The sequence below is a fragment of the Streptomyces sp. NPDC059142 genome (assembly GCF_042755665.1).
Classification (GTDB): Bacteria; Actinomycetota; Actinomycetes; order Streptomycetales; family Streptomycetaceae; genus Streptomyces.
Genome location: NZ_JBHZDA010000045.1, coordinates 1 through 24,287, shown reverse-complemented (window position 1 = coordinate 24,287; position 24,287 = coordinate 1). Strand labels below are relative to the sequence as shown.

Sequence of the window (24,287 nt, the reverse complement as noted above, 5' to 3'; positions counted from 1 at the left end):
GCTAGTTGGGGCCAGAGGTTTGCGGAGAGTCACACTTGGGAGGTCAGCCAACTCCCGTACGCGAGAAAGCTGTTAGGGAGTCGCCGATGTGCTGCTTCCAGGCTGGCGTAGGTGTCCCTCACCATGGGGTGGTACTTGGCCTGTTGTGGAGCGGCTTTTCGGGCCTTGACCAAGCTGGCAAACGAGGAGTCGAGCTTTCCTGTCCACATCTGCGCGCGGGCCACCTCAGCCCAGTGGTGGCTTGTCCGGGACCTCGGCCAGTCGGACGGGATGGATAGCCTGTCGGCCTCCTCAACCGCCTTGTCGTATTTGTCGAGTTCGGCGAGTACCGACACGCGGTGCACCTGGACGTTGACCCCGCCGAACGTCATCCACAGAACCTTCGGAGACTCCCCAGTGCGGTCAGCGATGCTGCCAGCCTCGTCAAGGTGTCCCATCGCCCGTTCCGTGTCGTGAGCCCGGCCGGCCATCACAGAGCCGCCAAGGTGGAGCTGCCCGGTTACGACGTCCCGCTCCTGCGATGCCTCCGCCTGCCCAATCGTCTGTAGGCCCAGGTCGACGAGGCGCTGGCCGGTCCGATACTTCCCCTCACGCAAGTAGGTGAGGGCACGGAAGTACTGGTACGCGCCGCCGAACACTGCGCTGCTGGCGCGTTGAGCGGCCCAGTCCATCCGCGCAAGTGAAAGCTGCGCCAAGTCGGCGAAGCCCAGTTTGGTTGCTACGTCGTACGAGGTCCGGTAGAGCGAAGTGAGGACCAACCACGCATCACTGCTACCCAGCGTGTGGGCTGCCGTGGTCGTTTCCTCGATCAGGCCCGCGACCTCGCTGGCAGCGCGTTTGATCTCCCCGGTACGGACTGCAGCGCACAGGCTCTCGGAGTCCTCTCGCAGATCCACGAGCGGACGCGCCGTGATGTCAGGGTCCGCCCCCAAATCGTAGACGTCTAGCGACTCCCGAATCGGCGCAATCAACACATCCAGTTCATCGGCGCGCAGGTCAGCCTTGTACGGCTGTCCGACGATGGTGCGGACCTCCAGGCGCATGGCGCGGGCGAGGCAGGCGACAGCGTGCGGAGTTGCCGCGAGCCTGCCCTGTTCGATCTTCGTGAGGGTGTCGTACGGGACGCCGGAGAGATCACTTAGGGCTCGTTGAGTGAGGTGGCGTTCCCGGCGGAGACGCGCGACTCGGACGCCGGTGTGGTCTTGAGGCAGAGCGTGCATACTTATCTCCTGTTCTGCTTCGACACCAGAACGGTACCCCGCGATCGGCTTCGCGGGGCACGGACGGACCTCGCTCCCTCGGGAGCGGGGTCTTTCGTGTGATGCGCAGTCACCTCGGCTTTTGGGTCGTGCGTTGGCACTGTTTAGAACAGGGAACGTGTATCCGAAAGCGAACATGGCCGAGGCTCGCTCGCCGATCGGCCATCGGGTCACCGGTGGCTATGCGTGTTCGCCGGCACCTTGTGCGGGCCAGGCAATGAGTTGGAAGCGCGCCGGACGGTCCTCGTGTCGTCCGACTCGGCAATCGTCACCAGCCTTACCGAGGGCCTTGTTCATCCGGGCCAGGAATCGGTCGTACTGCTCGTGCCAGATCACGACCGAGCGCGGGTCCGCATATGCGTCGGCTCTGGCGAAGGCCAGGGCTGCGATCTCGTACGTCAGGCCCTCGTGCTTCGCCCAGCAGGGCGGGATGACGTCCTGCGGCTGCCAGGCGTACGTCCGGTTCAGCCAGCGGCTCACGGAGTCGAGCCAGGCGGGCATCGGCGCGATCAACTCGGCGGCCAGGTCTCCGAGGTCCCATGGAGCGGGACCGTCGGCGACCACGGACTCTTCGGTGCTCCGCTCGGCGATGTACTCCAGGATCAGCGCGGGCGGCTCGGGGAAGGGCTCGAAGTGGGTGAGGGTCATGCGGCAGCAGCTCCTTCACGGTCGGCCCACGCTGCCGCGTGCGCTTTGGCTTGGTTCCTTTTCTCGGTCGCCCACCGGGTCCGCTCGGTTTCGTTGGCCGCTCGGAGGTCCCGGACGTACCTCTCGATCTGGGGCCAGGAGTCCCAGGTCCACATACCGTCCAGCCGGGTGACGATCGGCGGGAGGTTGTCCGCGAGGACCAGGGCGTGGCCCTCGGGCAGTCCCCGGATCTCGTCTCCTCGAAGGACGGGTTCGAGCGCCATGTGCGTGGCCGTGGAGTGGCCACCGCGGTCCCCGCCGGACGTGGTCTTCGTCGTGCGTTCTCGCTCGACCTGACCGCACAGGTCGGACATGTCCTTCAGGAAGTCGGGGTCCTTGTCTCCCGGGAAGATGACGACGTTGTTGGTGAAGGCCGCCAGCTCCTTGGCGGTGTCCTCGCCGAAGCGGGCACGGGCAGATGCCCACGCCTGGAGGCCGTAGACGACCGTGATTCCACGGCCCCGGCCGTCGGCCACTCGTTGGCGTAGGGAAGGGATGGGCGCGATGTTCGGCGCCTCGTCCAGGGCCGCGAGGAGAGCGGGGTCGAGCCGCCCGGCCGGGGAGGCGAGAGCGTGCGCCTCCGCGAGGTCCAGAAGGTCTTCGGCTATCGCTGTGGTGAGCGGCGCGACGGAGTTGACCTCCGAGTCTTTCCCGAGGAGGTAGAGGGTGCCGCCGGCATCGAGAATCGAGCCGAAGTCCGTGGGTTCCTCGCCGTTTCCCTGGAGGGCGTTGATCACCGACTGGTGCATGAAGGGTTCGAGAGCCGCGTCCAGAGTTGAGGCTGTGTTGCCGACGGTGCGGCTGTCGCCGGTGGTCGCCGTGCGGAGCATGTCCGCCCAGCCGGGACCGGCGCCGGGATGAGCGTTGAGGATGCCGAGGGGCGCCGGGTCGGTCAGCTTTCGGGCCCACCGCAGCACCCAGTCGAGGGACGCGCCGTCGAGGGCGGCGGCGTGGAAGAAGGCAGCGAGGATCTTGGACGCCTGCCCCTTGTAGAAGGCGCTGCCCTCGCTCGACTGTGCCGCGCTGTTGGGGGTGCGCGAGCCTGAGACGAACGCCTTCCCACGCATCATCGCCACCTCCGTGTCGGCTGCGCCGTTGATCGGCGTCCACCGGAAGCGCGGGATGCTGGGCGCGATGTGCTGCGGGTCGAAGACGGCGACGGGGCGGCCATCCTGCTGCCGGGCGTCGAGGGTCAGTTCGACCAGATCGGGCTTGGTCGAGGTGGCCAGGACCGGACCGGCCCAGCGGCGGACGAGCGGGGCGAAGAACCGCAGCGTCTTCCCACTGCCCATCGGGCCGATGACTCGGCACGCCTTGTCGGCGCGGGACCAGAGATCGACACCCTTCGGACGCTGCGAGACGCCCAGCGAGTAGCCGAAATCGTGAGGATCGAGGGGGTGGTGCATGACGTACTCCGGAGCGAGGTGGGCGACGAGGAGGGAGAAGGTCAGCTGGCGGTGGAGCGCTTCTTCACGAAGCTCACCCCGGCTGTGCGGCTGCTGCGGCCGTCGTTGCTGCTGAGGGAGGGCCTGATCTCGGTGGCCTTCAGAACTGCCTTGGCCGACATCTGACGCTTGAGCTGTCCCTTGCTCGCGAATCCGGCGTTGCGCCGTCCGCGGTTGAGCAGGAACCAGAGCGTCACCAGGGCTATGGCGAGCACGGCCGTCACGGCGTACAGGGCCAGCGAGATGTCGCCGGGCATGAGGTCCACTACTCGGCCCGCCGGGCGACGCGGGCCGCCAGGTAGCGCATCCGCCGGCCGCACAGCCGAGACACCGACGCATCGGGCCCGGCACAGCGCGGAGGCGCGGTGTGGAAGGCGCCGTGCAGGTCCTCAGCGGCCCGCCAGATGTGGGCGACGGCCGAACGCACGCGCCCTCCAGCGGCGGAGTAGTCGCCATGGTCCAGGACGAGGGCCAGTTTCTTCGCGCGCCGGGCGAGGCCGAGAGCTTCGGCGTGCAGCTGGTCGATGTTTTGCCGCACCGTGCGTTCGTCGGCGCGGGTCGTTGAGTGGTTGGTGGTGACGGTCATGGAGGGGGCTCGTTCCGAATCTGCGGTGGAGGACGCGGTGGCGAGGTGGCGGTAGCCGCTCATTCGGTGTCCGGGGAGGTGCTGGTCAGGTCGGTCATCGAGCCGGAGGAGAAGCACAGATGCTGCTCGGCCTCGACCAGGAGGTGTTGGACGCCTGGGTAAATCACTTCGCCGACCTTCCACAGCGCGATCCCGCGGCGCAGACGCATGATGTGCTCAGCCGTCCAGGATGGCAGGCCCAGCCGGGCCGCCGTCGCTTCCGCCTCGGCCTTCTTCTGGCTGTAGATCACGATGGTGTCGGCCATTTTCAGCGCCGCTTGGGGCTCCGGGCTGTCGTCGATGTCCGACAGGTGATGGACGATGAAGATGCAGGACAGGCCGTATCCCCGCGCGAATTTGAGGAACTTCTCCAGCAGAGAAGCGAGTTGGGGAGTCCCGAGGATGTGCCAGGCTTCCTCGCAGACGAGGATGCGTTTGCGCTGGGTGTAGCGGCGGCAGCCGGTGTTCGGGTTCGGTCCCAGATCCCACGCTCCGGAGTTCGCGTCGACCACGACGCGGTCGTGCTGTCCCGGTTCCGTCCCGCACTCGCATAGTGGTCGAAGCCAGACCTCTTCGAGGAAGACCGAGATCACGGCGACCAGGATGGTCATGGCCACGCCGCCGGACGGGACCTTGGTCAGGTCGAAGACGATCATGTCGGCGTCGAGGTCCACGCCGAGGCTGGTCGGGCCGTCGAGCATGCCGGTGAGGTCGCCGGTCGCGTCCTGTTCACTTCCGCAGAGCCGGTCCAGGACGTAGGACGCCTCCAAACCGTCACCGAGAAGTTCGTCCCGCGTGCGCTGCTTGGCTGTCGCGTCGGACTCCTCGGGGGACCGCAGTGCGGCGGCGACGTCCGCCAGGATCGGGGTGCGGCTGAGGTCGCTCGCCCGCTGGTGGGCCCTGCGGATCGCGATGCGGAGCGCGGAGCCGGCGAATTCGTCCAGGTTCTTACCGAGGCCGAGTTCAACGATGGTACGCACCAGCTCGACTTGTCGCTTGCCCGCGATGGCGGGGTCCATCGGGTTGATACACGAGGCACCCCTGCCGCCGCCGGGCGCGAACTTCACCGGGGCCTTGCCGGTCAGTGAGCGGCCGAGCGCGGCCCACTCACCCTCTTCGCGCTCCTTCTGCTCCTTGGTGTCGAGGACGACGACCTGACGCCCCAGGCGGATCTGCCGGGCCGCGTACGTCTTGGTCAGTGCCGACTTCCCCCGGCCCGTGTCCCCCATGACGATCATGTTGCTGCCGGGCAGGCCGTCGCCGAAGGCGCTGAAGGGACAGTAGATGAACGCCTTACCGGAGTAGAGCTCACGGCCGATGATGGCGCCCGCAGTGCCGAGGGTTGGCGGGGCGATGGGTAGGTAGAGGGCCTGGCTGGTGGTCGTCTCGGTGTAGAGGGGACGGCGGACCGTCTCGTGCATCGGCGACAGCGGGGCGAGGTCGAGGAGGTCAGTCACTTGATGCCTCCGGCGAAGGGCAGGGTCGTGGCGAAAGCGCGGGCGTGTTCGAGGTCGAGCCACTCGATCCGCAGGTGTGCGTTGCGGGCGCGGGAGGCAGTGGTGCGTTTGGTGCGCTCCAGCTCTTCGGCGCTGCGCGAGGAGATGGTGATGTAGCCGACCACGGCGGAGCCGGCCGCGCCCGAGGAGGCCAGGGCCATGCCGCGTGATCCGGTAGCGATGGCGGCGATCTGGTCGCGCGGGTCGATGTTCATGCCGCGGTTGCGGTCGCGGTCCATCTCGGCCTGGTTGTTCGTGTCCTCCGCGAGCATCCGCTCCACGGCCTTGTCGTTCGGTTCGAGCTGCTGCGTGATCGAGATCGTGCGGATGACATCGGGCATCCCGATCAGCAGCGGCGAGAGGAAGTCGGGGCCGACGGGGGTGGTCGGCCATCCGACGACGGTGGCCGTGGCGTGGTACCAGCTTTCGGTGGAGCCTGCCGCGCGGGTGGCGACGTGGGCTCCGTCGCGGACGTCGACGTTTCGGGGGAAGGCGTGCGCCTGCCGAAGGCCGGTGTCCCAGATGGCATGGTCCGGGTCGTAGGAGTTCCGGATGAACGCGGTCATCCTGCCCGCGTCCAAGGGCGCGATCACCGAGAGATCGGCATCCTCCGCGCGCGACCACAGCTCCTCCAGGTACGCGGCCATCGCGGCGGCGATCCCCTCGTCACCGGTTCCGCGGGCGGCACCCTCGGCCGCCAGGTCGCGGGTGAACTTCGCATGGATGGTGATGTAGTAGCGGTGCTCCTCTGCGCTGGTGGACACGGCGTTGGCCAATACGTCGTAGGAATCCTTCAGCCACTGCGGCGCGTGCGCCGTCGCGGCCGACTCGTCACGCTGCGCGATGAACCGCTGGTGCGCGTACGGGTCACTCTTCATCTGCCGGGCAAGGACCTGAACCCTCTTGATCGGGTGCTCTTCGACGTTGCCGAAACTGTCGAGCAGTTCGCCCCAGCGCTCCAGGGCGACGACCTGCTCACCGACCTCCTTGCCGCCGAGGCCGGGCGAGGCGATCTCCAGCGTGGCCGTGACACACCCGGCCTCTGGCTGGAGGACCACGATGGCCTGCTGCCCGCGGACCGTGATCGGCACCCACGTCATGCCCGTGACGCCCTCCGGCTCCACCAAGGCCGCGTCCGGCGGCGTGCCGTTCGCGCGCACGCCGGCCTCAACAGCCGGGGACACCCACACGCCGCCCGTGCGGTGGAGCGCCTTGCGGTGGTACCGGCTGATCCGCCACCAGCGGTAGAGCGTGCGCCGCTGGGACGTGCCCTTGGGCCGGTACGGGGCGTACACGATGACCAGGGCGAGCAGGATCGGCAGGACCAGGCACGTCGCGGCGATCGCCGTGACGCCGTTGAAGAGGTAGCCGAACAGGATGCCGGTGACGGCGCCGCCACCGAGGACGACCTGTTCGCCGAGGTCGCGGCGGCCCACCAACCCGGTCGGGCGGTGCTTTCCGAACTGATACGTACGAGTCGACATGGGGTGTCACTGATCCTTGCTGGGGTTCGGTCGTCCGGGTGCCTGTCCGCCCGAGGGCCGCGACGGCGGCGGGGGCGTGACGGAGGGCCCGGAGCCCGAGGCGGTTCCTGATGCGGAAGACGGAGAGGCGGGCGCCGTCGGGCCAGAGGTTCCCGGACCGGGCGACGGGGGCAAGGGCGGCCGAGCCGTGCTCGGGGCTCCGTTGGCTCCCGGTGACCGTCCGGCCGACGCGTGGCCACCGGCCGAGGACCAGTCCGGGGACGAGCTGACGACCGGGTCGGAGGTTGATCCCTGCGGACGTGCGGCGGCCGGTGCACCGGAAGTATCTGCGGTTTCGGCGCCACCCTGCTGACTTTCAGGCTGTTCGGGCTTACGGCTGCCTGCGGCGCCGGTGCCCTGCGCGCCCGGGGAATTGGTGGCCTTGTTCTTCGCCACATCAACGCCGGCCTTGGCGACGGCGACCCCGGCCGCGACCGGTCCTGCCACAGCCGTTCCGCCGCCCATTTTCGCACCAGCGGTCTTGGCACCGGCGGTCTTGGAGCCGCCGACCAAGGAGTCCTGCACCCGCGCGCCCATCGCTCGGTTGGCGTGCTGGCCGGGACCGTCGATCGCGGCGGCAGGGCCGGAGGACTGAGTACTCTTCCGGTCGTGGTGGAGGCTGGCCATCTCGTCGCCGAAGGCAGGCACCCACTTGTAGAGGGTGGCGGACGCGAAGACGGCGAGGAGGAGGATCAGCGCGCCTACCAGAGTCTTGGAGACCGCGTCGGACATGCTTCCCGAGCTGTCGCTGAGGATCGCGCCGCCGAGGCCCAGCAGGGCGAACAGGACCGGCTTCGACAAGCCGATGGCGAAGATGGCGCCGAACCACTTCTTGCTCTTGTTCCACAGGTCGCGGTCGACCAGCCCGGCGTTGACGATGGGTCCGAGCGCGACGGCCACGTAGATGGCCGCGCTGCGGATCAGCAGCTCGATCCACATCAGCAGCGCGCCGCACATCATGATCAGGTTTACGACCAGCAACTGCCCCACGCCCTCGGTAGGGTTCGAGGCCATGACCTTGAGGATGTTCTCCAGGAACGGCTTGAAGTTCGATGTTGCATAGGGCTCGAAGACGGCTGTGACCTCGTCAATGGCCTTCATCAGCAGCGCAATCGCGCCCGGCGTCATGGCGTTGACCACGAACTGAAGGAGCAGGAAGCCGATCGCCTCGGACACGGCGGTGGTCACGGCGACCCCGCGAACCGCCCGTTTGGCCACGGCGATCAGCCACAGGGCCACGGTGAGCAGGCTGGAGGCCGCGAAGATGATCGCGTACTGCTTCAGGAAGCCGGGGCTCGTGAGGTCGATCTTCGTGGTGTTCTGGATCAGTTCCAGCATTTTGCGCAGGAACCAGATGTTCGCCTCGGTGAGCTTCTGGAGCAGGAACCCCAGCGGGTCTTTGACGAAGTCGATGGTCGCCTTCGCCTCGCACACCATGGGGATGTAGCAGAAGGGGTTGGCCACCGCCGAGGGCACGAGCACGAACCCGATGATCACGTTGACCATCGCCACCGCCTGGAGTTGGCGGCGCCAGCGACACGGAGTTCCCCGCTCGACGGTCAGCAGGCCGGGGGCGTCGTCACGCAGTCGCAGACGCATTGCTGGCACCCCCCACGTGCGCGAACGACTCGGCCGGGTCTGCCTCCTGCATGGCCGGCGGAGACGGCACGAGCGGTTCGGACGGCGTGACGGCCGTCGTCTTCCAGGTGCCGTTTTCCCAGACCAGATCCACGATCATCCGCAGGAAGGCGACCTGCGGACGCTGCGTCTCGTCCTTCCCGGCGACGCCGCCCACTGACGCCGTCCACAGCTCGATGCTCGCGGCCTGGCCCGAGTAGGAGATCGAGCGAGTGGCGAGCGCCGCAGTCCGCGTGATCAGCTCGCCGCCGTCGGCGGTCGTCCCGTCCGCGCCGACCCCGCGGTTCTCCATGACCAGACGAGCCGTCGAGTCGGTATCCGAGGTGACCGAGTGCAGCACGCTCGACGCGGCCGTGGCCGACAGCATCCGGTGCCGCCAGTCCTCATCGGTGAAGAACCGGCTGTCGCCGTACAGCATGGTGGCGCTGACGGCGGCGGCGCGCGCGCCGCGCTCATCGTGTCCGTACGGGGCCGGGAACCCGCTCCGGTTCTCGGCGCCGCTGAGCACGGGGTCTTCTGCAGCGGCGGGAACGTAGTCCGAGAAGTCGCCCGGCACGTTGGACGCCTGCCGTACGTCGATCGGAGCGACCAGCCCCGAGGAGGCCGAACTGTTCTTCAGCTTCCAGTCGTTCGACTCCCAGGTGAGCGTGACCGTCACCGACTGGAAGCCCGCCTTCGGCGTCGCGTTCCCGGCCGCGCTGCCGCGCACGGTCGTCGTCCACAACCGCACCATCGCGCCGTGGGCATCGGAGCTGAGGACGTGGGCGGAGAGGACGCCGGTACAGGCGATCGCCTTCTTGGCGGAGACCTTGGAGGTGTCCCCCCGCAGCGAGCCGGCCGCGTCACCGGCCGCGTGGTCGGCCTTCTTCACCGCCGCTTCGGCCGTGCCCTTGGCCGCCATGACGGCCACCGCCGCGTGCCGTGCGTCCTTGTCCGTGAGGAAGCGCGAACTTCCGGCAACGGTCGTGTAGTTGGCTGCCGCTGCCTTAGCGCCGGAGCGGGTGTGCGGGTAGCCGACGGGCACGCCGTGCAGCTCGCGCACACCTTCGCCGCTCTGCTGAGGAGCCGAGTGTGCAGGTGCGGATGCGGAGGGGGCCGCAGTCGGAGGGGTGCCCGTCGCCATGCTGACGACCACCCCGGCCGCGGTGACCACCGCAGCACCGCCAGCCGCGATGCCCCAGAGCTTCGCCGACGGACGGCGTGCTCCGCTGGTCTTCGAGGAGGAAACGTTCCTCCGGGATCGGGGAGCCATAGGTCACACACCCATGCCGTACGTGATGGCGAAGATGGTGCCGAAGCTGGCCACGAGGAAGACGCAGGTCAGACCGCCGACCATCATCCCCTTGCCGCGCGAGCTGTCCATCGTGGAGTGGCCCTCACCGAACCAGCCCTTCGACTTGCCGACACCGGCGAGGAAGGCACCGGCCCCGACGACGAGGACGACGGCCGCGATGACGCCAAGGATCACCTTTGCCGTCCCGCCGAGCTTGCCGAACGGGCCCCAGTCCGGCTTCACCCCGCTGACGACATCGGCACCGGCGGCGAGGGTCGTGTGCAGGGAGGGATCAGCAGCGGCAGAAAGGAGGTTGTGCATGTTCAGCCCCTTGGTGCTGTAAGAAATGGTTTGGGATGTTTTGGCGTGATTAGCCGACGTGCCGCATCGCGATGATCTGCGGTTTCCAGTAGCTGAGCGGCTTGATCCGCACCTGAGCGCCGGTGTGCGGGGCGTCGATGACCTGGCCGCCGCCGATGTACATGCCGACGTGCTCAGGTCCGGCGGAGCCGGGGACCGAGAACAGCAGGTCACCCGGTGCGAGTTGGGAGACGGCCTTGACGGCGGTCCCTGCGTGGACCTGGTCGTACGTGGTGCGCGGCAGGTTCACTCCCGCCGCTGACCAGGCCATCTTGGTGAGCGAGGAGCAGTCGCAGCCGCCCATGCCCGTGTAGGGCATGACGCAGCTGCCGCCCCACTGGTACCAAGTGCCCAGAGCGGTCTTCGCGGCCGTGATCGCGCGGGCGGCGCCCTTGCCGGCCGGAGCGTCCGGACGGACGGCGTCGGCCCACTTCGAGGCCAGCGAGCGGATGTTGCGGACGTAGTCGCGGGTCTCGGGATACGGGGGGATGCCGCCGTATTTGATCACCGCGCCGCCGCCCGCGTTGTACGCGGCCAACATGTTGTCCGTCGAGTCGCCCGGCACCTTCTTGACCTCGGCGGCCAAGGTGCAGTCGTAGGCCGCCTGAGCGGCGATGGCGTCCGCGGGGTTGCGGACGTCCTTGACCCCGTCGCCGTCGCCGTCCTTGCCGTGCTCGGCCCAGGTCCCCGGCATGAACTGAGCGATACCGAGGGCGCCGACGGGCGAGGTCGCGCCCGAGTTGAAATGGCTCTCCGTGTAGAGCTGAGCCGCCAGGAGCGAGGCTGTGACCTGCGGGCACTCGCCCGCGTGCTTGTTGATCAGCTCACGGACCCAGCCCGGTACGGGGGCGTCCGTCGTGATGCCGCCACCCGGACCGGCCTCCTGCGCGGAGGCGCTGTCAGCCCCTCCGAACGTGGTCAGCATGGCGACACCGGTGATGAGCCCGGCCGTGACGAGCCCCAGGCCCGCTTGCGTGCCCTTGTTCATCGCGGCCCGTCACGCCCAGGGCAAGGCGGTGACCCGCCAGCCCTCGGAGGTGTGCTCCAGACGGAGCGCGAGCTGTTCACTACTGCTGCGCGGGTGCCCGGACTTGGGGGTGGTCGTGAGGGTGTAGCTCACGCGGACGAGAGCGTAGGAGGCCGTCACCGCGGGCGCCCCGTCCGGAACCACGGCCGCCGTGACCTTGGCCGACTGGCGAGCCTTCTCGGCCCGCAGGTCGGCCCAGGCGGCATCCTGGCCCGGACGTTTCTGGGCGAGCACGCCCGCGAGTTCCCCCGAGGCGAGCCGGGCGGCCCGAGCGCCGGCATCCGCGTACGAGCTGTCTGCACCGTCGCGGGCGTCGTGCTCCGCGTAGGCCACGGCGAAGGCCCGCGCGGTCCTCTCGACGTCGCTTGGGAGAGCGGTAGTTGAGGCGGATGCGGTAGCGCCGCTGTGCGGCGTTGCGGTGCCGGGGACGCCCGCCGAGACGGATCGCGGCTGTGCCGACGCAGTCGGGGCCGCGGAGGTGTCGTTGGCCGCGCTGGAGCAGCCGGTCGACAGGAAGGCCAGAGAACCAGCCACTCCTATTGCGGCTGATATGGGTATGAAACGGGTGGATCGAGGCACGCGGGGACCACAACCTTGGTGCATGGGATTTCGGGGGGAAGTGAGCGGTGCGGCCCTGCGGGGGCGGAGGGCCGCACCGCTCCTTCGCAGGAAGGAGGGGATTCTCCCTGCGGGCTTTACCGGCGAATGCCGGGGAAATCGCAGAGCAGGCTGGAGCGTGTAGCTCTATCTGCCTGTCTCATTTGCGGAAGGGTTCGATCGTGTTTCGCATTGGCGAGACGGTTGAGCTGCCGGGCGTGTTACTCATATCAAGGCCATCAGCCCCTTCCGTGATTCGGGCGAGATCATGAGTGATCTCTACGGCCGGGAAGTGCCTTGTGGCGTTGGCCGTGCCTGAATCCTTGCAGGGGTTCGCGGACAACTCGAATCACGTAAAAAGCCGGAACTTAATTCCTGGAATTAAGTTCCGGCTTTCGTCCCGAGGGAGTTTTTGAGGCCCTATGCGGCCCCGTGGCGCAGGCAGGGCGGTTGCAAGTTCCGGGGTCGTGCGGCTGGTCGGGTTGTGACCGGTTGGGGCGCATAGCAGGGCGGGCACGGGCTTCGTGATCATTGAGCTTCTTCGAGGCCGCCACCGATCGGGTGATGGGCCGACGAGCTGTTGATTGAGGTGTCTGACGTCTCAATCACGTTGCTCGGGGGCCTCGTTGGTCATTCATCCTGCCGCACTCGACCTTCCGCATGCACTCGTGGAGTGGGTCACCATGCTGATCGGCACCCGTGAGGGCGACCGGCGCTGCAAGCTCCGGTCGTCCCAGCGCGCGATGGTGGCTCTGGTGTACCTGCGCGAACACATCACTCTGGCGAAGATCGCCGCCGGGTTCGGGATCAGCGAATCCACCGCCCACGCCTACACCAGCGCGGTCGTCGACCTGCTCGCCGCGCGTGCCCCAGGTCTGCTGAAGACACTGCGCGAGCACGAACCCGACTTCGTCCTTCTCGACAGCACCCTCGCCGAGTGCGACCGGGTCGGCGACGGCCCTGCCGACTACTCCCACAAACACCGGAGCCACGGCGTGAACGTGCAGGTTGTCACCGATCCCTGCGGCCGGCTGTTATGGCTCTCGCCCGCTCTGCCGGGCCGCACTCACGACCTGACTGCCGCACGCACCCACCGGATCATCCGCATCTGCGAGCGCCAAGGCGTTCCGATCATGGCCGATCTCGCCTACCAGGGTGCCGGCCCACCGCTCACCACCGGCATCAAGCGCAAGCCCCTCCAGGAACTCACTCCCACCGACAGGACCCGCAACCGTGCCCTGGCCGCGGCACGCGCACCGGTCGAACGCGGCGTCGCCCGCCTGAAGTCCTGGCGGATCTTCCGCAGGTCCCGATGCAGCCCCAACCGCATGACGTCAATCGCCAAGGCAGTCCTCACACTGGAGCTGCAACGCTGAAGAAGCTCAGTGGTTGAAATACGGAGACGATGTCACCGCGCTCGATCTGCGCTACCTGTGCCACCGTAGGATTCCCACCGTCGGCCACCCTCTGCGAGAGGGGCGAGACGAGTGGGTCGAGACCTTCCAGAACGACACCGCGGCTTTCCTGGAAGGGAATATCCCGTCCTGAGGCCTAGGCTCTGTCTGACAAAGGATCTTGGTTGTGTTCGCGGAGCCAGAGGATGAGTGCGGCGAGGTGGACTCCGGCCTTGCAGTGGGTGGCGAATTCGTCGAAGCGATCGCGCGGAACTGCTTGAGGCGGTTGAAGCAGCGCTCGACCACGTTGCGGGCCTTGTAAAGCTCACGGTCGAAGGCCGGCGGTCTGCCGCCGGCCTTCCCTCGCCGCAGGCGGTTGACCTTCTGGGCCGCCCACTCCGGGATCACCGCCCGGATACCTTTGCGTCGCAGGGACTGGCGGATCGCCCGGGACGAATACGCCTTGTCCGCGACGACCGCATCGAGCCTGCGCCCATAGGAGGGTTGTCGGGTGTTGTCCTGGACAATTCCGAACAGCCTCATCCGGAGTCTGGAGGTTGGCCGGGTCCCGATTTCCTTGGTGACGATGGTTCCGTCAAGAATGCGAGGGCGTCTTCCGTCACCTAAAACTCCGAGTGTAGGAGTCCGACCTAGCTCCGCTGCCACCCTCTGTGATGGTGAGTACTATATCAGTACAAGAAAAAAAGCTGTCATTGAGCTTAAGGTCAGTAGAACGAGCGGCGCCATCAGGATCATGATCCTTTCGATTGATTTTTCCTTCTTTTGGGGTAAATGTAAGCTTGAGGTCATTCTTGGATTTTTTGAAACTGTAGCGAAAGTCAATCCTTCCGTCTTGATCTACGACAATCGGCGCCCAAGCCGACGAACCATTGACTGATTCAAAATGAGTGATTTCTTTCAGGTTTTTGTCAATTCTGACCCCGGTGCCATCCGCATTGAATACAAAAGTACTCGATCCGGTGAAATTGATTTCGACTTTGTGGGCCGCGATCGGTTCTCCTGTTTTCTGATGTAGCTCCCACGGCCCCCCAGTAAGGCATTGCTTGGCGACCTCGATTTCGTCGCCGTCCGGGGTCCTGGTGATTTCGTCGCCGTCCTGGGGCCTGGTGTTAGCGCCGTCCTGGGGCTTGGTGTTAGCGCCGTCCTGGGAAACGTAGATAAAGACAACGGCGGCGCTGGCAAGGGCGAGCGCTAGACCACCAAAGGCGATCTTGCGGCGGGCTGCCCACTGCTTGTAGGGTGCAACTGGACTGCCGGCAGGTGTCGACGCCGACGAGACGGGAATATTTCCGACAGGAAGGGACGAGTGGCTCGGTTTCGAAATTGAAACTACTGTATATTCCTCGGGCAGCCATCCATCGTCGGGCAGTACCCTTGTCAGTCCCAGTCGCCCGCCCAATTCCTGGCAAAGGGCAACGACCTCGGTGGCTGTGGGTCGCTCGGCAGGGTTCATTGCCAGGCAATGACCTAGGAGGGCGCGTAACGGGGGCGGACAAGCGGTGAGGTCTGGCGCGCCTCCCTGAAGATAAGGGATTGCCGCATATAATTCCTTCTCGAAAGGGTGGCGTCCCGTCGCGGCGACATGGATAGTTAACCCCAGGGAAAAAACGTCAGCAGCCGACGTGGTCGGCACGTTTCCTTTAATTTGTTCGGGCGCCATAAAAGCCGGAGTTCCGATGCGAGTATTAGCACCCGTCAGGGGGTCTGAGTCGAGAACACGTGCGATACCGAAGTCGATCACGGACAGGCTATTCTGCGTCAGAATAATGTTTCCCGGCTTAAGGTCTCGATGAATAATGCGGACTGCATGGATGTCTTCCAAGGCGTTCGCAACACCGGCCGCCACCCCCAGAAACGTTCTGAGCGGAACCGCACCATGCGCGGAAATTATTCGCGCAAGAGATACGCCTGAAATGTATTCCGTGGCCAGCCAGGGAACAGGCCCTTCAGTATTGCTATCTAATACGTTCGCAATATAATTCCCGCGCACCTGCCGAGCGGCCTGCACCTCATGTTCGAATCGCTTCCGGAAACGTGGATCTGCTGCCAGGTCAGGGCGCACTGTCTTAATGGCGACCGGTCGCCCGCCGCGCGTTTTTGAAAAGTACACAATTCCCATTCCGCCAGCCCCCAGGCGGCCCTGAATTACGTACTCCGAGATAACGCGCGGGTCTCCTTGAACCAACGGATGCATCACCATGAGAATCCCTCCCGGACTTATCACAGTCAAATGCTTCAGCTTGCCCACGCTTGAATTAAGTGAGAAGCCCTATCGTCATGTCAGTGAACTGAGAAGCGAGTGGGCCGATCCAGATGCCCTGTAAGTCAACATACCCGAGTAGGCTGTTGACACGCGAGACTATCGCTGCAGCTGCACCCTGACTGGTGAAGATCAACTCCAGGGCCGGGAGGCGCAGGCCTCCATTCGATCCCAAGTCGAAGCCATCTACGCCATGCTGAGACCGTGTCCTACATGGTCAGTTTCAGGAGCCGTTTATAGCAGCAGAGCAGGGCTTGATCGCTATGCCGAGCCACGGCGCGGAGGGGCCGGAAAGGAGCAGGGGCGCGCACGTGCTGTACGAGAGCACGACGGTGCCCGGTTCGGCGGTGACGCCGGTCAGGAGGGCGTGGTCGAACGGCATCCACTCGCGGGCGCCTCGCGGCAGGAGCCGCACCCCGGCCGAGGTGAGCACCACTCGGGCCGCAGTGTGATCGCGCCACTGGGGAAGGGCTGCGTCCTCCGCTTCCTGCCGCCGACGGGCGTCGAGGCGCCGGTTGCTCACCCACCGCCGGCCGAAGGTCGGGTGGTGCTCGAAGTACCCGATCGAGGTCGGGTAGCCGACGTCCGTCCCGTAGAAGCGGGCGGCGGAACATTGCACGTCGGCGAAGGCGAGTTCACCGGCCGCAAGGGCAAAGCCGCTCACCTGGACGGGCACGAGACCGCCTCCGTCCTGGAGGTGCTGCGTGAGCGCGGACGCTGCCTGTGCGGCATCGGCGCGGACGGTGTCCTCCGCCCGGTCGCGTCGGCGAGACCACATCGTCGTTCCTTTCCTGATCGAGCGGGCCGGGCCGGGGCCTGTACGGCGCGAGCCGCCCAGGTCCCGGGCCCGTCATGAGATGCAATCACCACAGGCTGGAGGCAGCGGCGACGGGTGTCTTGGCCCCCTCGGCGTCCTCTTCCTTCAGCCGGGTCAGCAGCACCCCAAGGCGGTCGTTGCTGATCGCCTGGTGCTTGCGGACGGCGTCGCCGACAACCTCACGACTGATCCGTCCGGCCCGGTCGCAGGCGGCCTGTGCGATGGGCAGCAGCTCCGTCAACCAGTCGTCGTCCGCCTCCCGGTCCTGCGATCCCTCCGGGCCGTCCGGGACGGACCGCTCTTCCCCGTCCGCAGCGTTGCGGACCATAGCCGGAGCGGACGGATCGGCTGCCGACGAAGGATCGGTGGTCGGCCCCTCGCCCGGCGAGTTGGGGCCCGGTCCGTCCGCCGTCCCGTCGTCCGTCTCCTCCCCGTCCGCCTCCGCGGACGGGGAGGCCGCCGTACTGGCCGCGCCCACAGGGCCTTCGGGCTGATCCGCGACTTTCCGCAGGTCAACGGCGGGTGCAGGGGGTACTACCGGTGCGGACGGACCGCCCGGCAGCAGTCGGGGTGCCGTCTGCACGGGAAATTCCAGCGGGCGAGGTCCCGGCTCGACCGCGACGCGTTCGAGCGTCGGAGTCTCCTCCCGGACCGGTCCGGGACCGGTCTCCGTCCCGTCCGGGACCGCCCGCTCAGCCGTCCGCGCCATCAGGATGTAGAGGTGGACCGATCCCGCCAGCGCGAGCGGCGCGAGCATCGAGAGGACCCCCACGACGCTGTCCGCCAGGTGCAGCGCGGACCGTCCGGCCTCCTGAGAATCGTTCAGCGTGATCGCGTGCAGAGCGTTCGCGCCGAGGCTCGCCCCGGTCGCGGAGAGGAACAGGACCCACGCGTAGAACCGTGCGGCGAACCGCTCGTGACGCAGGAGAACGATCGCCCGCACTCCGTAGGCAATGAACCCGTCGATGAACACCGGGAACAGGTAGGACAGGTTCTCCCTGGCGTGGATGGCGAGGGCGATCTGACGCAGCGCGTCGTACGAGAAGGCGAAGCCGGCCGCGCCGAGCAGGATGATCGCGCTGCGGTCCCAGGCCGTCATGCCGCGCAGGCTGTAGCCCTGCCGTTCGGTTCCCGTCGCCGTGTCTATGTGGGTGTGCGACATCAGAGGTTGCCCCCTTCGCGGGGCGCGATGTCCGACCAGGCCGGGGTCTGCGAGAGGAGCTGTCCGAACTGCTCCAGAGACGTCACCTGGTGCACGTGCTGACTCGGGCAGCTCACGCACGACACCCGCAGCGAGATCCGTTCGGTGCCGCCTTGGTCGGTGTAGTAGAGCTCCAGGTGCTGGCCGCCGGTCGTGTCGAGTGAGGCGACGGCTTGCAGGTGCTCTTCAAAGCTCAACAGGCCCAGCACCTCCCAGTCGAGCGTGACCGCGGCGTCCCCCAGGAGGGTGCGGGCGTACTTCGACGCGGCCGTGATCGACCGTGGACCCCAGGTGCGGAACGCCGCCTCCCGGGCGGCTGTGCGCCTCTCCTCCGCGCTGGAGAGGTGCTTGGCCGCAGCGAACATGATCGGGTGACTCATCGGGGGCCTTCCAGAAGATCGGTGGTGCGAAGTGCGGTTCCGCCGCCGGACTCGTTGGCGAGACGGAGAAGGACGTCCGCGTGGCACGGAGCGTCAAGGGCGCATGTGCACATCAGGTCGAGCCCGTGCAGCGCTCGGGCGAAGCGAGCGGCGTAGTGGCGGCCGACCGGGCCCCGGAGTGTGGCGGCGAAGAGATCTACTGCTTCCGTGTCGTCCATCGGGGGACCGAGCGGCGAGCGCACCCCTGCCGTGAAGGGGTTCGCGTACCGGCTGAGCGGGCCGACGTATGCACAGGCTGTGGACAGCGCGGCGGCATCACGGGAGGCTCCGCGAAGGCGGACGGGCATCAGGCCGCCCTCCCGCCACGACGCCGGTCGGCGCCGATCATCGGCACGAGGGTCGTGACCATCTCCGCCAGGCGGCTCGCCACGCGCGCCCCGACGAAGTCGCTCAGGTCCGGCCCGTTCTCGTCGCGGGCCGGAAGGTTGGACGTGATGATCGTCGGCAGGCAGTGGTTGTACCTGTAGTTGATCAGCCGGTACGTCACCTCCTCGGTCCATTCCGACGTCTTCGCCGTACCGAGGTCATCGAGGAACAGGTACTGGACCCGGCTGAGCCGTTGCAGCTCGTGTTCCGAGGCGCCCATGACCTGTGAAGGCCGCAGGTTGCCGTACATGTCCGCCGAGTTCACGGCGATCAGCTCAAAGCGGTCCGGTGCGCCGGCCGCGATCCTTCGCAGGGCCCCGTACGCCTGGTGCGTCTTGCCCGTCCCCGTGAGGCCGGTGAGGAGCAGAGCACCAGCGGCAGCGTTGTCCGCAAGGGCGCGGTCGGCCCACCGGACGACCTCCGGCAGCGTGGCCTCCGCGTCACGGAACCGGGGAGGGGTCGCGCGCCGCCAGCGGGTCAGGGCGTAGTCGGCCCGAGCCCGGCTGTGCCATTCGAGGTCTCCAGGGTTCTCTTCCGGTACCTCGTCGGCAGGGTCGGAGTCCGGCACGACCTGAAGTCCCTTCGCAGCGAGTATTCGTTCCATGGCGCGCATTGACCTGGCGCTGCCCGCGCGTTCCGGCTCAGCCATGATCAAAATCCGTTCTGGTAGGCGCTGGGGGCGGCGGTGTTCTGAAAGGGAATCCAGCCCGCGGGCTGTCGGCGCAGCGGCACGACGTTTCCTTGGGAGGCTGCGGCGGAAGCGTGCGACGGGAGATCCGCCCAGATGCGCAGCAGATAGCGGGCGGATTGTGGCGGCCGGTCGGCATTCCACCGACGCGCCACCATCTCGACCAGACGTTCATTTCCCCAGCGCGCTGCGAGAGCTGTTACCCGGTCCCACTCGGATTCGGCCAGCCGCCAGCCGACGAGCATTCCAGCTCCGGTGATGGCTGTTACCAGATCCTTCGCTCCGTCGGGAACCTTCACCGAGTCCTTGTCGGTTGAGTTCTCTCGACGCGGTCCCAGCAAGCTAGCTTGCTCTTTGGTGGTGGTAATACTCCCGTAGGGAGTATTACCACCACGTACGCGCGAGGAAGAAACTTCCGAATCTGTGCGCTGAAACTTCCCACTTCCGGCCACTGGAGTGGAGTTCCGGGAGACAACTTCCTGGAAGTTAGTACCCTCTCCCGGGCCTTCAGGGAGGAGAGCGGGAAGTTTCTTCTCTGAACCGGTACGGTCGCCCGCCGGGCGCAGCAGTATCGAGTACGTGTTGGGGTTGGAAGCCCCGCCTCCCCGCTCGTGGCTGAGTTCCCCGAGGTTCGCCAGCTCCCCCAGACACTTCGTGATCGAACGCGGCGTCAGGCGGGTGATTCCGGCTATGTCGTCAAGGGTCAGAGTGGCCTTGCCGTTGTCGTCCGCCTCACGGGCCAGTGCCAGCATGACGAGACGCGAGCCCCGGCGCGACTCTGATTGCGACCAGATCAGTTCGGTGACTATGTCGCTCATCAGCGCTCACCGCCAGCTATCACTACTCGACGGTGGCGGGAAAGCCCGAAAGAATTGTCGTCCTCCGGAATGTACCCATTCTGATGCGGCTCCGGAGTGAGGTACAGCGTTGCCGTCGGAAGGTAGAAATCGTGGGCAAGGCGCCAGTCTGCAAGCTTTCCAAATCCGTGCCTGATCACGCGGGCCACTTCTTCTTCGGTCCTGCGGTCGATGAGCATGCGGTAGAAGTCCGATTCGAAGAGGTGGGTAACAGACCGACGCTGGGGGTAAACCCGAACGAGCGCGGCCGTAGGTGCAATCTCGCGGATCGCGGCACACATATCCGTGGGCCGAAGTCCGGAGGGGTTGTTCTGAAGCATGGGGAGAACTCCCGAGGACGCAGGGTCCGCCGTGCGGAAGGATCGTTTCTTCGGAAGCGCACTCAGGCGGCGACGACTCGGAGCGAGGGAGTGCCCGGTCCGGCCTGCGACTTTCGGTAGCGACGTGCGAGCTTCAACAGGTACTCGTGCGTCACTCCGAGCCCGCGCGCGACGGCGGCGGCGTCCAAGGAGGGATCGGTGGCGAAGCGGGCGATCACGGCTTCCCTGGCAAGCTTGGTCAGGGGTGCGGTGCATCCCCGAAGCGCGCCTTCTACGGCTTTCTCGGTGTCCCGGTCCTGCCACGCGCGCCGCAACTCTGCGCGCTCGGAGGCCAAAAGCCCGCCCCGGATTCCGTACTCGTCATCATCCTTGAGAGCTTCCACCAGGCATCGGGAGGCGACGGCCACCGGGCATGACCCGCAGAGATTACGCGGACGGTTGAGAGAGATTCCCAGTTTGGTTTTCACCACGTCGGGGTCCTCTCGTGGCCCGTCTGCGAGAGGCACGAAGATGTTGATGTCTTGGTTCGTGCACCGAGCAGATTCGGCCCAGTGTTTCCCCGGAGCCTTCTTGGACTCCTCTATGAGAGGCAGCCAATTTCCCTGGTGCGCAGCCTCGATGAGGCCGGATATGTCAGTGCTCATTGATATCTCGCGATGTTCGCGGCGCCGTGAATGGTGACAGTCGGGCGCGAGAGGAGATCAGGAACGCTTACGAGAGCGCTTTGACGGCTGAAGCGCCATCAGCGCCGACTCGTCGTCCCTCTGGGACCTTGCGCCAGGGCTGACGAAGTGCATATCGGAAATCGCGTGGAGGTCATCCTCCGTGAACTGAACGAACTTCCCGAACTTCCGGTGCGGGAGCGTCGATATGCGCTCACGCAACCACTTCTCCGGAATGTTCAGCCGTTCGGCAGCCTCGCTGTATCCGATGTGCAGACGCTTGTCGCGGGAATCCGTCGCCCGATTGCCCAGTAGGGCATCCAGGCCGCCGGCCTGAGCCAAGAGGTCGACAACGGCCACGAGTCCCCGCACGTCCAGGGCCGGTCCGGCACTCGCCGGTGCCACGGCCGCCATCACGCTTCCAGCCCGCGCAGCTCAGCCGTCCGCAGGTCGAAGACGTGGCCCGAGGCCGCCCATCCCGCGTGGGGGAACGAACGGATGATCCACCGGGCGATGGTGAGCGCCTTCGCCCGAGGGACGCGAAGGTGACGACCTCCATCGGTCAGGGCCGTTAGGCCAAGGTGAGGCCACAGGGTCCGGGGCCCTTGAAGACGCACCTGCACGACGGCGGCCTCCGGCAACATGGACGCCAGTTGCGCAGCCAGCCGTTCAGCCGGGCCCGAAGGGATCTCCACCTTCGGGTTGCAGTCCGTAGTAGGGGACATGCGACACTCCTCTATGCGGTAGGCCGCTCCGTCGTGCCGTGCGAAAGGACACGGAGTGGCCGTGCGAGTGACCAGCGCCCTTGTCGGGGGCCGCGGATCACGAGCTGTCTGGCGTCCGAGAGGTGCGAACTCTCGGACGCCGATGGCGTTTTGAGGGGAAGGGCCGCGCCCGAGTGATGCGCGGCAACGCCTCTCCACCGGACCGGTCCACGATGGGAACCGCAGGTGGGCGAAAGCTGAGAGAGGTGCGAACCCCCTCGTTTTTCGCTAAGATGAAACTATCTTGGTTCGCATTAAAAGTCAATAGGCCGAGGTTTCCTCGGTTCATCCTAAAAACGAGGTCCGATGCCAGCTCGCCGTTTCGATAGAGAACGTGTGCGCGCGGTACGTCGAGCCGCCGACGTACCGCAGGCCGACGTGGCGTCTGCCCTCGGAGCTGCGGACTCGACCGTGGCGGGGTGGGAGTCGGGGGCGACGACACCCGACCAGGAGAAGTTGCCTGCTCTCGCCAGGGCGCTGAACCGGGGCCTGGACGATCTGTTCCCGCGCGACGGTTTGCCCGATCTGATGGACCTACGATGCGACGCCGGCCTCTATCGGTACGAGACCAGGGCGATCATCGGGACGAAGAGCGACGGCCCCTTGGCGGGTGCTGAACAGGGCGTCCGCCCTCTGAAGGACAAGTACACCCCTGCCCTGGCGGCGGCGTACGGCGTGACGGAGGACGAGCTGAAACGCGCTCAGGCGCGATCCTTCGGCGAGGTCCATCCAGAGAAGGCCCCCGAGACGCTGGCCGAGAAGATCACCCTCCTCCTGGAGCGCTCCTACCCAGGCCGCCCGTCACCGGAGGATCCGGAGATCGCGGACGCGGTCAATGCGTACGCGGGCTCCGTGGTCGTCTCGGCGGCGGACATCGAGGATCTGCGGTCGGGGGCGAAGGACGACCCGTTGCCCGTGGTCCTCGAAGGTCTGGCCAAGTTCTTCGACGTTTCAAAGCTGTACTTCGAGCAGAACGACGCCGTTGCAGCACAGGTCTATGAAGGCCTTCGCTTCATGTACGCGGCCAAGCATGGGCAGGTGGGCCGGATCCGGGCCCGCGGGATGGGCAGCGAGGGGTTGCCGGCCGATGTTCTATCGATCCTGAACGACATCGCCGGCGAAGTCGTTGAACGGACCGATCCAGGTGGCAACGGTTAGTACTGCAAAGGTGTTTGCCGTGACCACCCGTCACGACAAACACCACCGTTGCAGTACTAGGTGTATTGACCCGCAGGGTTGTTGACGCGACTGATGGGCGGTTGACCATCGAGTGCGGTGTGGCACCGGTGGTAGTTGTAGGTGTGGAGGAAGTCCGCCAGGGCCTCGGTACGCTCGGTGTTGCTGGAGTACGGGCGCACGTACGCCCACTCGTCAAGCAGGGTGCGATTCAGACGCTCGACCTTGCCGTTCGTCTGCGGGCGATAGGGGCGCGTGCGTTTATGGGTGATGCCAGCGGCGCCGGCGAACAGACGGGATCTGTAGCAGGAGCCGTTGTCCGTGAGGACGCGCTCGACGGTGATGCCGTGCGCGGCGAAGAAGGTGTTGGCGCGCTCCCAGAAGGCAGCGGCGGTCTCCTTGCGTTCGTTGGCCAGAACCTCGCTGTACGCGAGTCGGGAGTGATCGTCGATTGCTGTGTGGAGGTAGCTGTAGCCGATCACAGGGCTGTCGCCCCTGCGCGTGTCGGTCGTGGCCTGCCGGTTGCCGTTTGCCTGCTGCCGGGGCACGATCCGATGCCCGCCGCCGTCGGGTATGTTGCCGAGTTTCTTGATGTCGACGTGGACCAACTCGCCGGGGCGGTCGCGTTCGTACCGGCGGATGATTTGCCCGGTGGGCCGGTCCATCCAGCGCAGGCGGTTCATTTGGTGCCGGGTCAGGACGCGGTGGACGGTGGAGGCAGGCATGCCCAGGATGGGACCGATCCTGGCGGGGCCGAGTTTCCGTTCGCGCCGTAGCTGGCAGATTTGGGCTTCGACGTCGGCGGGGGTTCGGTGCGGTGTCGTCCCGGGCCGGCTGGAGCGATCGTAGAGACCGGCGTCGCCCTCGTCGCGCCAGCGGCGTACCCACTTGTGAGCGGTGGTGCGGGAGATGCCCATCTCTTCGGCGACATGGGCTACAGGTCGGCCGGCCCGGACCCGGTCGACCAGGAGCCGTCTGCCGTGGATGGTCAGCCGGGCATGGGGATGAGACATGAGGACCTTTGCGGTGGTGTGGGGCAGGTGCGGACACCAACGGCCGCCACCTGAATCCAGGGGCGGCCGCCGCGCGTGGGTCAACGCACTGTCGGGAAGAAGGCGTGCACGTTGGTGACGAGTTCGGCGGGTGCCTGGAGGGGACACCGAACGTTGAACGTGTGCGAAGAGCTGGTCGTGTCGGCGTGAACGGGAGTCGTTTGTCGACACGGATCCGCCGCTTTGGTGAGTTCCCACCCATGAACTCGGCCTTGAGCACGAGGAGTAGGACCCGCATCCAAGTGGGCAGCCTGACCGGCGGCCCGGCTGGATGCGTTCAGGCGTTCCAGATGCCGGTTGCCGCGGTCTGCTTCGCGTACTGGGAGAAGTCCTTGGGGT

General features: G+C 66.5%; 25 protein-coding genes and 1 pseudogene. 2 read left to right on the top strand and 24 right to left on the bottom strand.

What is annotated here, in order from left to right:
- Positions 1-29: 29 nt before the first annotated feature.
- The 12 genes from ACFXPK_RS18100 to ACFXPK_RS18045 all read right to left on the bottom strand — a co-directional run bounded on the left by ACFXPK_RS18100 (position 30) and on the right by ACFXPK_RS18045 (position 11,666).
- The gene (locus ACFXPK_RS18100) at positions 30-1,220 is read right to left on the bottom strand and encodes a helix-turn-helix domain-containing protein (protein ID WP_385076432.1); all 1,191 of its coding nucleotides are present in this window, start codon (positions 1,218-1,220) and stop codon (positions 30-32) included.
- A gap of 219 nt (positions 1,221-1,439) precedes the next feature.
- Positions 1,440-1,907, bottom strand: a complete 468-nt coding sequence (locus ACFXPK_RS18095; RefSeq protein WP_385076429.1) for a hypothetical protein — start codon at positions 1,905-1,907, stop codon at positions 1,440-1,442.
- On the bottom strand, positions 1,904-3,352 hold the full coding sequence (locus ACFXPK_RS18090) for a type IV secretory system conjugative DNA transfer family protein (RefSeq protein WP_385076427.1): 1,449 nt from the start codon (positions 3,350-3,352) through the stop codon (positions 1,904-1,906). The genes ACFXPK_RS18095 and ACFXPK_RS18090 overlap by 4 nt, the downstream gene beginning before the upstream one ends.
- A 41-nt stretch (positions 3,353-3,393) precedes the next feature.
- On the bottom strand, positions 3,394-3,648 hold the full coding sequence (locus tag ACFXPK_RS18085) for a hypothetical protein (protein ID WP_385076425.1): 255 nt from the start codon (positions 3,646-3,648) through the stop codon (positions 3,394-3,396).
- Positions 3,649-3,656: 8 nt separating this feature from the next.
- Complete coding sequence (locus tag ACFXPK_RS18080; RefSeq protein WP_385076422.1) at positions 3,657-3,977, bottom strand: DUF6238 family protein; 321 nt, start codon at positions 3,975-3,977, stop codon at positions 3,657-3,659.
- 59 nt (positions 3,978-4,036) lie between these two features.
- The gene (locus ACFXPK_RS18075) at positions 4,037-5,473 is read right to left on the bottom strand and encodes an ATP/GTP-binding protein (RefSeq protein ID WP_385076420.1); all 1,437 of its coding nucleotides are present in this window, start codon (positions 5,471-5,473) and stop codon (positions 4,037-4,039) included.
- Entirely contained in the window at positions 5,470-6,996 is a 1,527-nt protein-coding gene (locus tag ACFXPK_RS18070; RefSeq protein ID WP_385076417.1) for an SCO6880 family protein, read from the bottom strand. The genes ACFXPK_RS18075 and ACFXPK_RS18070 overlap by 4 nt, the downstream gene beginning before the upstream one ends.
- A 6-nt stretch (positions 6,997-7,002) precedes the next feature.
- Entirely contained in the window at positions 7,003-8,634 is a 1,632-nt protein-coding gene (locus tag ACFXPK_RS18065; RefSeq protein ID WP_385076414.1) for a hypothetical protein, read from the bottom strand.
- On the bottom strand, positions 8,615-9,715 hold the full coding sequence (locus ACFXPK_RS18060) for a hypothetical protein (RefSeq protein WP_385076411.1): 1,101 nt from the start codon (positions 9,713-9,715) through the stop codon (positions 8,615-8,617). The genes ACFXPK_RS18065 and ACFXPK_RS18060 overlap by 20 nt, the downstream gene beginning before the upstream one ends.
- A gap of 213 nt (positions 9,716-9,928) precedes the next feature.
- Positions 9,929-10,267 carry a hypothetical protein gene (locus ACFXPK_RS18055; RefSeq protein ID WP_007447287.1) on the bottom strand — a complete coding sequence of 113 codons (339 nt, stop codon included), beginning with the start codon at positions 10,265-10,267 and terminating at the stop codon, positions 9,929-9,931.
- Positions 10,268-10,316: 49 nt separating this feature from the next.
- Complete coding sequence (locus ACFXPK_RS18050; RefSeq protein WP_362608417.1) at positions 10,317-11,294, bottom strand: bifunctional lytic transglycosylase/C40 family peptidase; 978 nt, start codon at positions 11,292-11,294, stop codon at positions 10,317-10,319.
- A 9-nt stretch (positions 11,295-11,303) separates the two neighbouring features.
- Complete coding sequence (locus ACFXPK_RS18045) at positions 11,304-11,666, bottom strand: hypothetical protein (RefSeq protein WP_385076408.1); 363 nt, start codon at positions 11,664-11,666, stop codon at positions 11,304-11,306.
- Positions 11,667-12,556: 890 nt separating this feature from the next.
- On the opposite strand from ACFXPK_RS18045, the gene ACFXPK_RS18040 reads away from it, so the two are divergent.
- On the top strand, positions 12,557-13,306 hold the full coding sequence (locus ACFXPK_RS18040) for a transposase family protein (RefSeq protein ID WP_385076405.1): 750 nt from the start codon (positions 12,557-12,559) through the stop codon (positions 13,304-13,306).
- Positions 13,307-13,481: 175 nt separating this feature from the next.
- Here ACFXPK_RS18040 and ACFXPK_RS18035 read toward each other — a convergent pair.
- The 11 genes and pseudogenes from ACFXPK_RS18035 to ACFXPK_RS17985 form a co-directional block, all read right to left on the bottom strand.
- Positions 13,482-13,816 (bottom strand): annotated as a pseudogene (locus tag ACFXPK_RS18035) (transposase); the annotation flags it as partial.
- Positions 13,817-13,943: 127 nt separating this feature from the next.
- Positions 13,944-15,593: a serine/threonine protein kinase gene (locus ACFXPK_RS18030; RefSeq protein ID WP_385076402.1), complete on the bottom strand. Its 1,650-nt coding sequence runs from the start codon at positions 15,591-15,593 to the stop codon at positions 13,944-13,946.
- A gap of 235 nt (positions 15,594-15,828) precedes the next feature.
- Positions 15,829-16,383: a hypothetical protein gene (locus tag ACFXPK_RS18025; protein WP_385076400.1), complete on the bottom strand. Its 555-nt coding sequence runs from the start codon at positions 16,381-16,383 to the stop codon at positions 15,829-15,831.
- 85 nt (positions 16,384-16,468) lie between these two features.
- Positions 16,469-17,584, bottom strand: a complete 1,116-nt coding sequence (locus tag ACFXPK_RS18020) for a DUF2637 domain-containing protein (RefSeq protein WP_385076398.1) — start codon at positions 17,582-17,584, stop codon at positions 16,469-16,471.
- The gene (locus tag ACFXPK_RS18015; RefSeq protein ID WP_385076396.1) at positions 17,584-18,003 is read right to left on the bottom strand and encodes a DUF6195 family protein; all 420 of its coding nucleotides are present in this window, start codon (positions 18,001-18,003) and stop codon (positions 17,584-17,586) included. Before ACFXPK_RS18015 ends, ACFXPK_RS18020 begins: the two co-directional genes overlap by 1 nt.
- Positions 18,000-18,350, bottom strand: a complete 351-nt coding sequence (locus ACFXPK_RS18010; RefSeq protein ID WP_385076393.1) for a DUF4326 domain-containing protein — start codon at positions 18,348-18,350, stop codon at positions 18,000-18,002. The genes ACFXPK_RS18015 and ACFXPK_RS18010 overlap by 4 nt, the downstream gene beginning before the upstream one ends.
- Positions 18,350-19,033 (bottom strand): ATP-binding protein, encoded by a 684-nt coding sequence (locus tag ACFXPK_RS18005; protein ID WP_385076390.1) that lies wholly within the window; start codon positions 19,031-19,033, stop codon positions 18,350-18,352. The genes ACFXPK_RS18010 and ACFXPK_RS18005 overlap by 1 nt, the downstream gene beginning before the upstream one ends.
- A 47-nt stretch (positions 19,034-19,080) precedes the next feature.
- Positions 19,081-19,935 carry a hypothetical protein gene (locus ACFXPK_RS18000; RefSeq protein WP_385076387.1) on the bottom strand — a complete coding sequence of 285 codons (855 nt, stop codon included), beginning with the start codon at positions 19,933-19,935 and terminating at the stop codon, positions 19,081-19,083.
- Positions 19,935-20,294: a hypothetical protein gene (locus ACFXPK_RS17995; protein ID WP_385076384.1), complete on the bottom strand. Its 360-nt coding sequence runs from the start codon at positions 20,292-20,294 to the stop codon at positions 19,935-19,937. The genes ACFXPK_RS18000 and ACFXPK_RS17995 overlap by 1 nt, the downstream gene beginning before the upstream one ends.
- Before the next feature lie 62 nt (positions 20,295-20,356).
- Complete coding sequence (locus tag ACFXPK_RS17990; protein WP_385076381.1) at positions 20,357-20,938, bottom strand: WhiB family transcriptional regulator; 582 nt, start codon at positions 20,936-20,938, stop codon at positions 20,357-20,359.
- Positions 20,939-20,995: 57 nt separating this feature from the next.
- On the bottom strand, positions 20,996-21,370 hold the full coding sequence (locus tag ACFXPK_RS17985; RefSeq protein ID WP_385076378.1) for a hypothetical protein: 375 nt from the start codon (positions 21,368-21,370) through the stop codon (positions 20,996-20,998).
- 686 nt (positions 21,371-22,056) lie between these two features.
- On the opposite strand from ACFXPK_RS17985, the gene ACFXPK_RS17980 reads away from it, so the two are divergent.
- Positions 22,057-22,878 carry a helix-turn-helix transcriptional regulator gene (locus ACFXPK_RS17980; RefSeq protein ID WP_385076375.1) on the top strand — a complete coding sequence of 274 codons (822 nt, stop codon included), beginning with the start codon at positions 22,057-22,059 and terminating at the stop codon, positions 22,876-22,878.
- A 56-nt stretch (positions 22,879-22,934) separates the two neighbouring features.
- On the opposite strand, the gene ACFXPK_RS17975 is transcribed toward ACFXPK_RS17980, so the two are convergent.
- Positions 22,935-23,909, bottom strand: coding sequence for an IS481 family transposase (locus ACFXPK_RS17975; RefSeq protein WP_385076372.1), 975 nt, complete (start codon positions 23,907-23,909; stop codon positions 22,935-22,937).
- Positions 23,910-24,287: the final 378 nt, after the last annotated feature.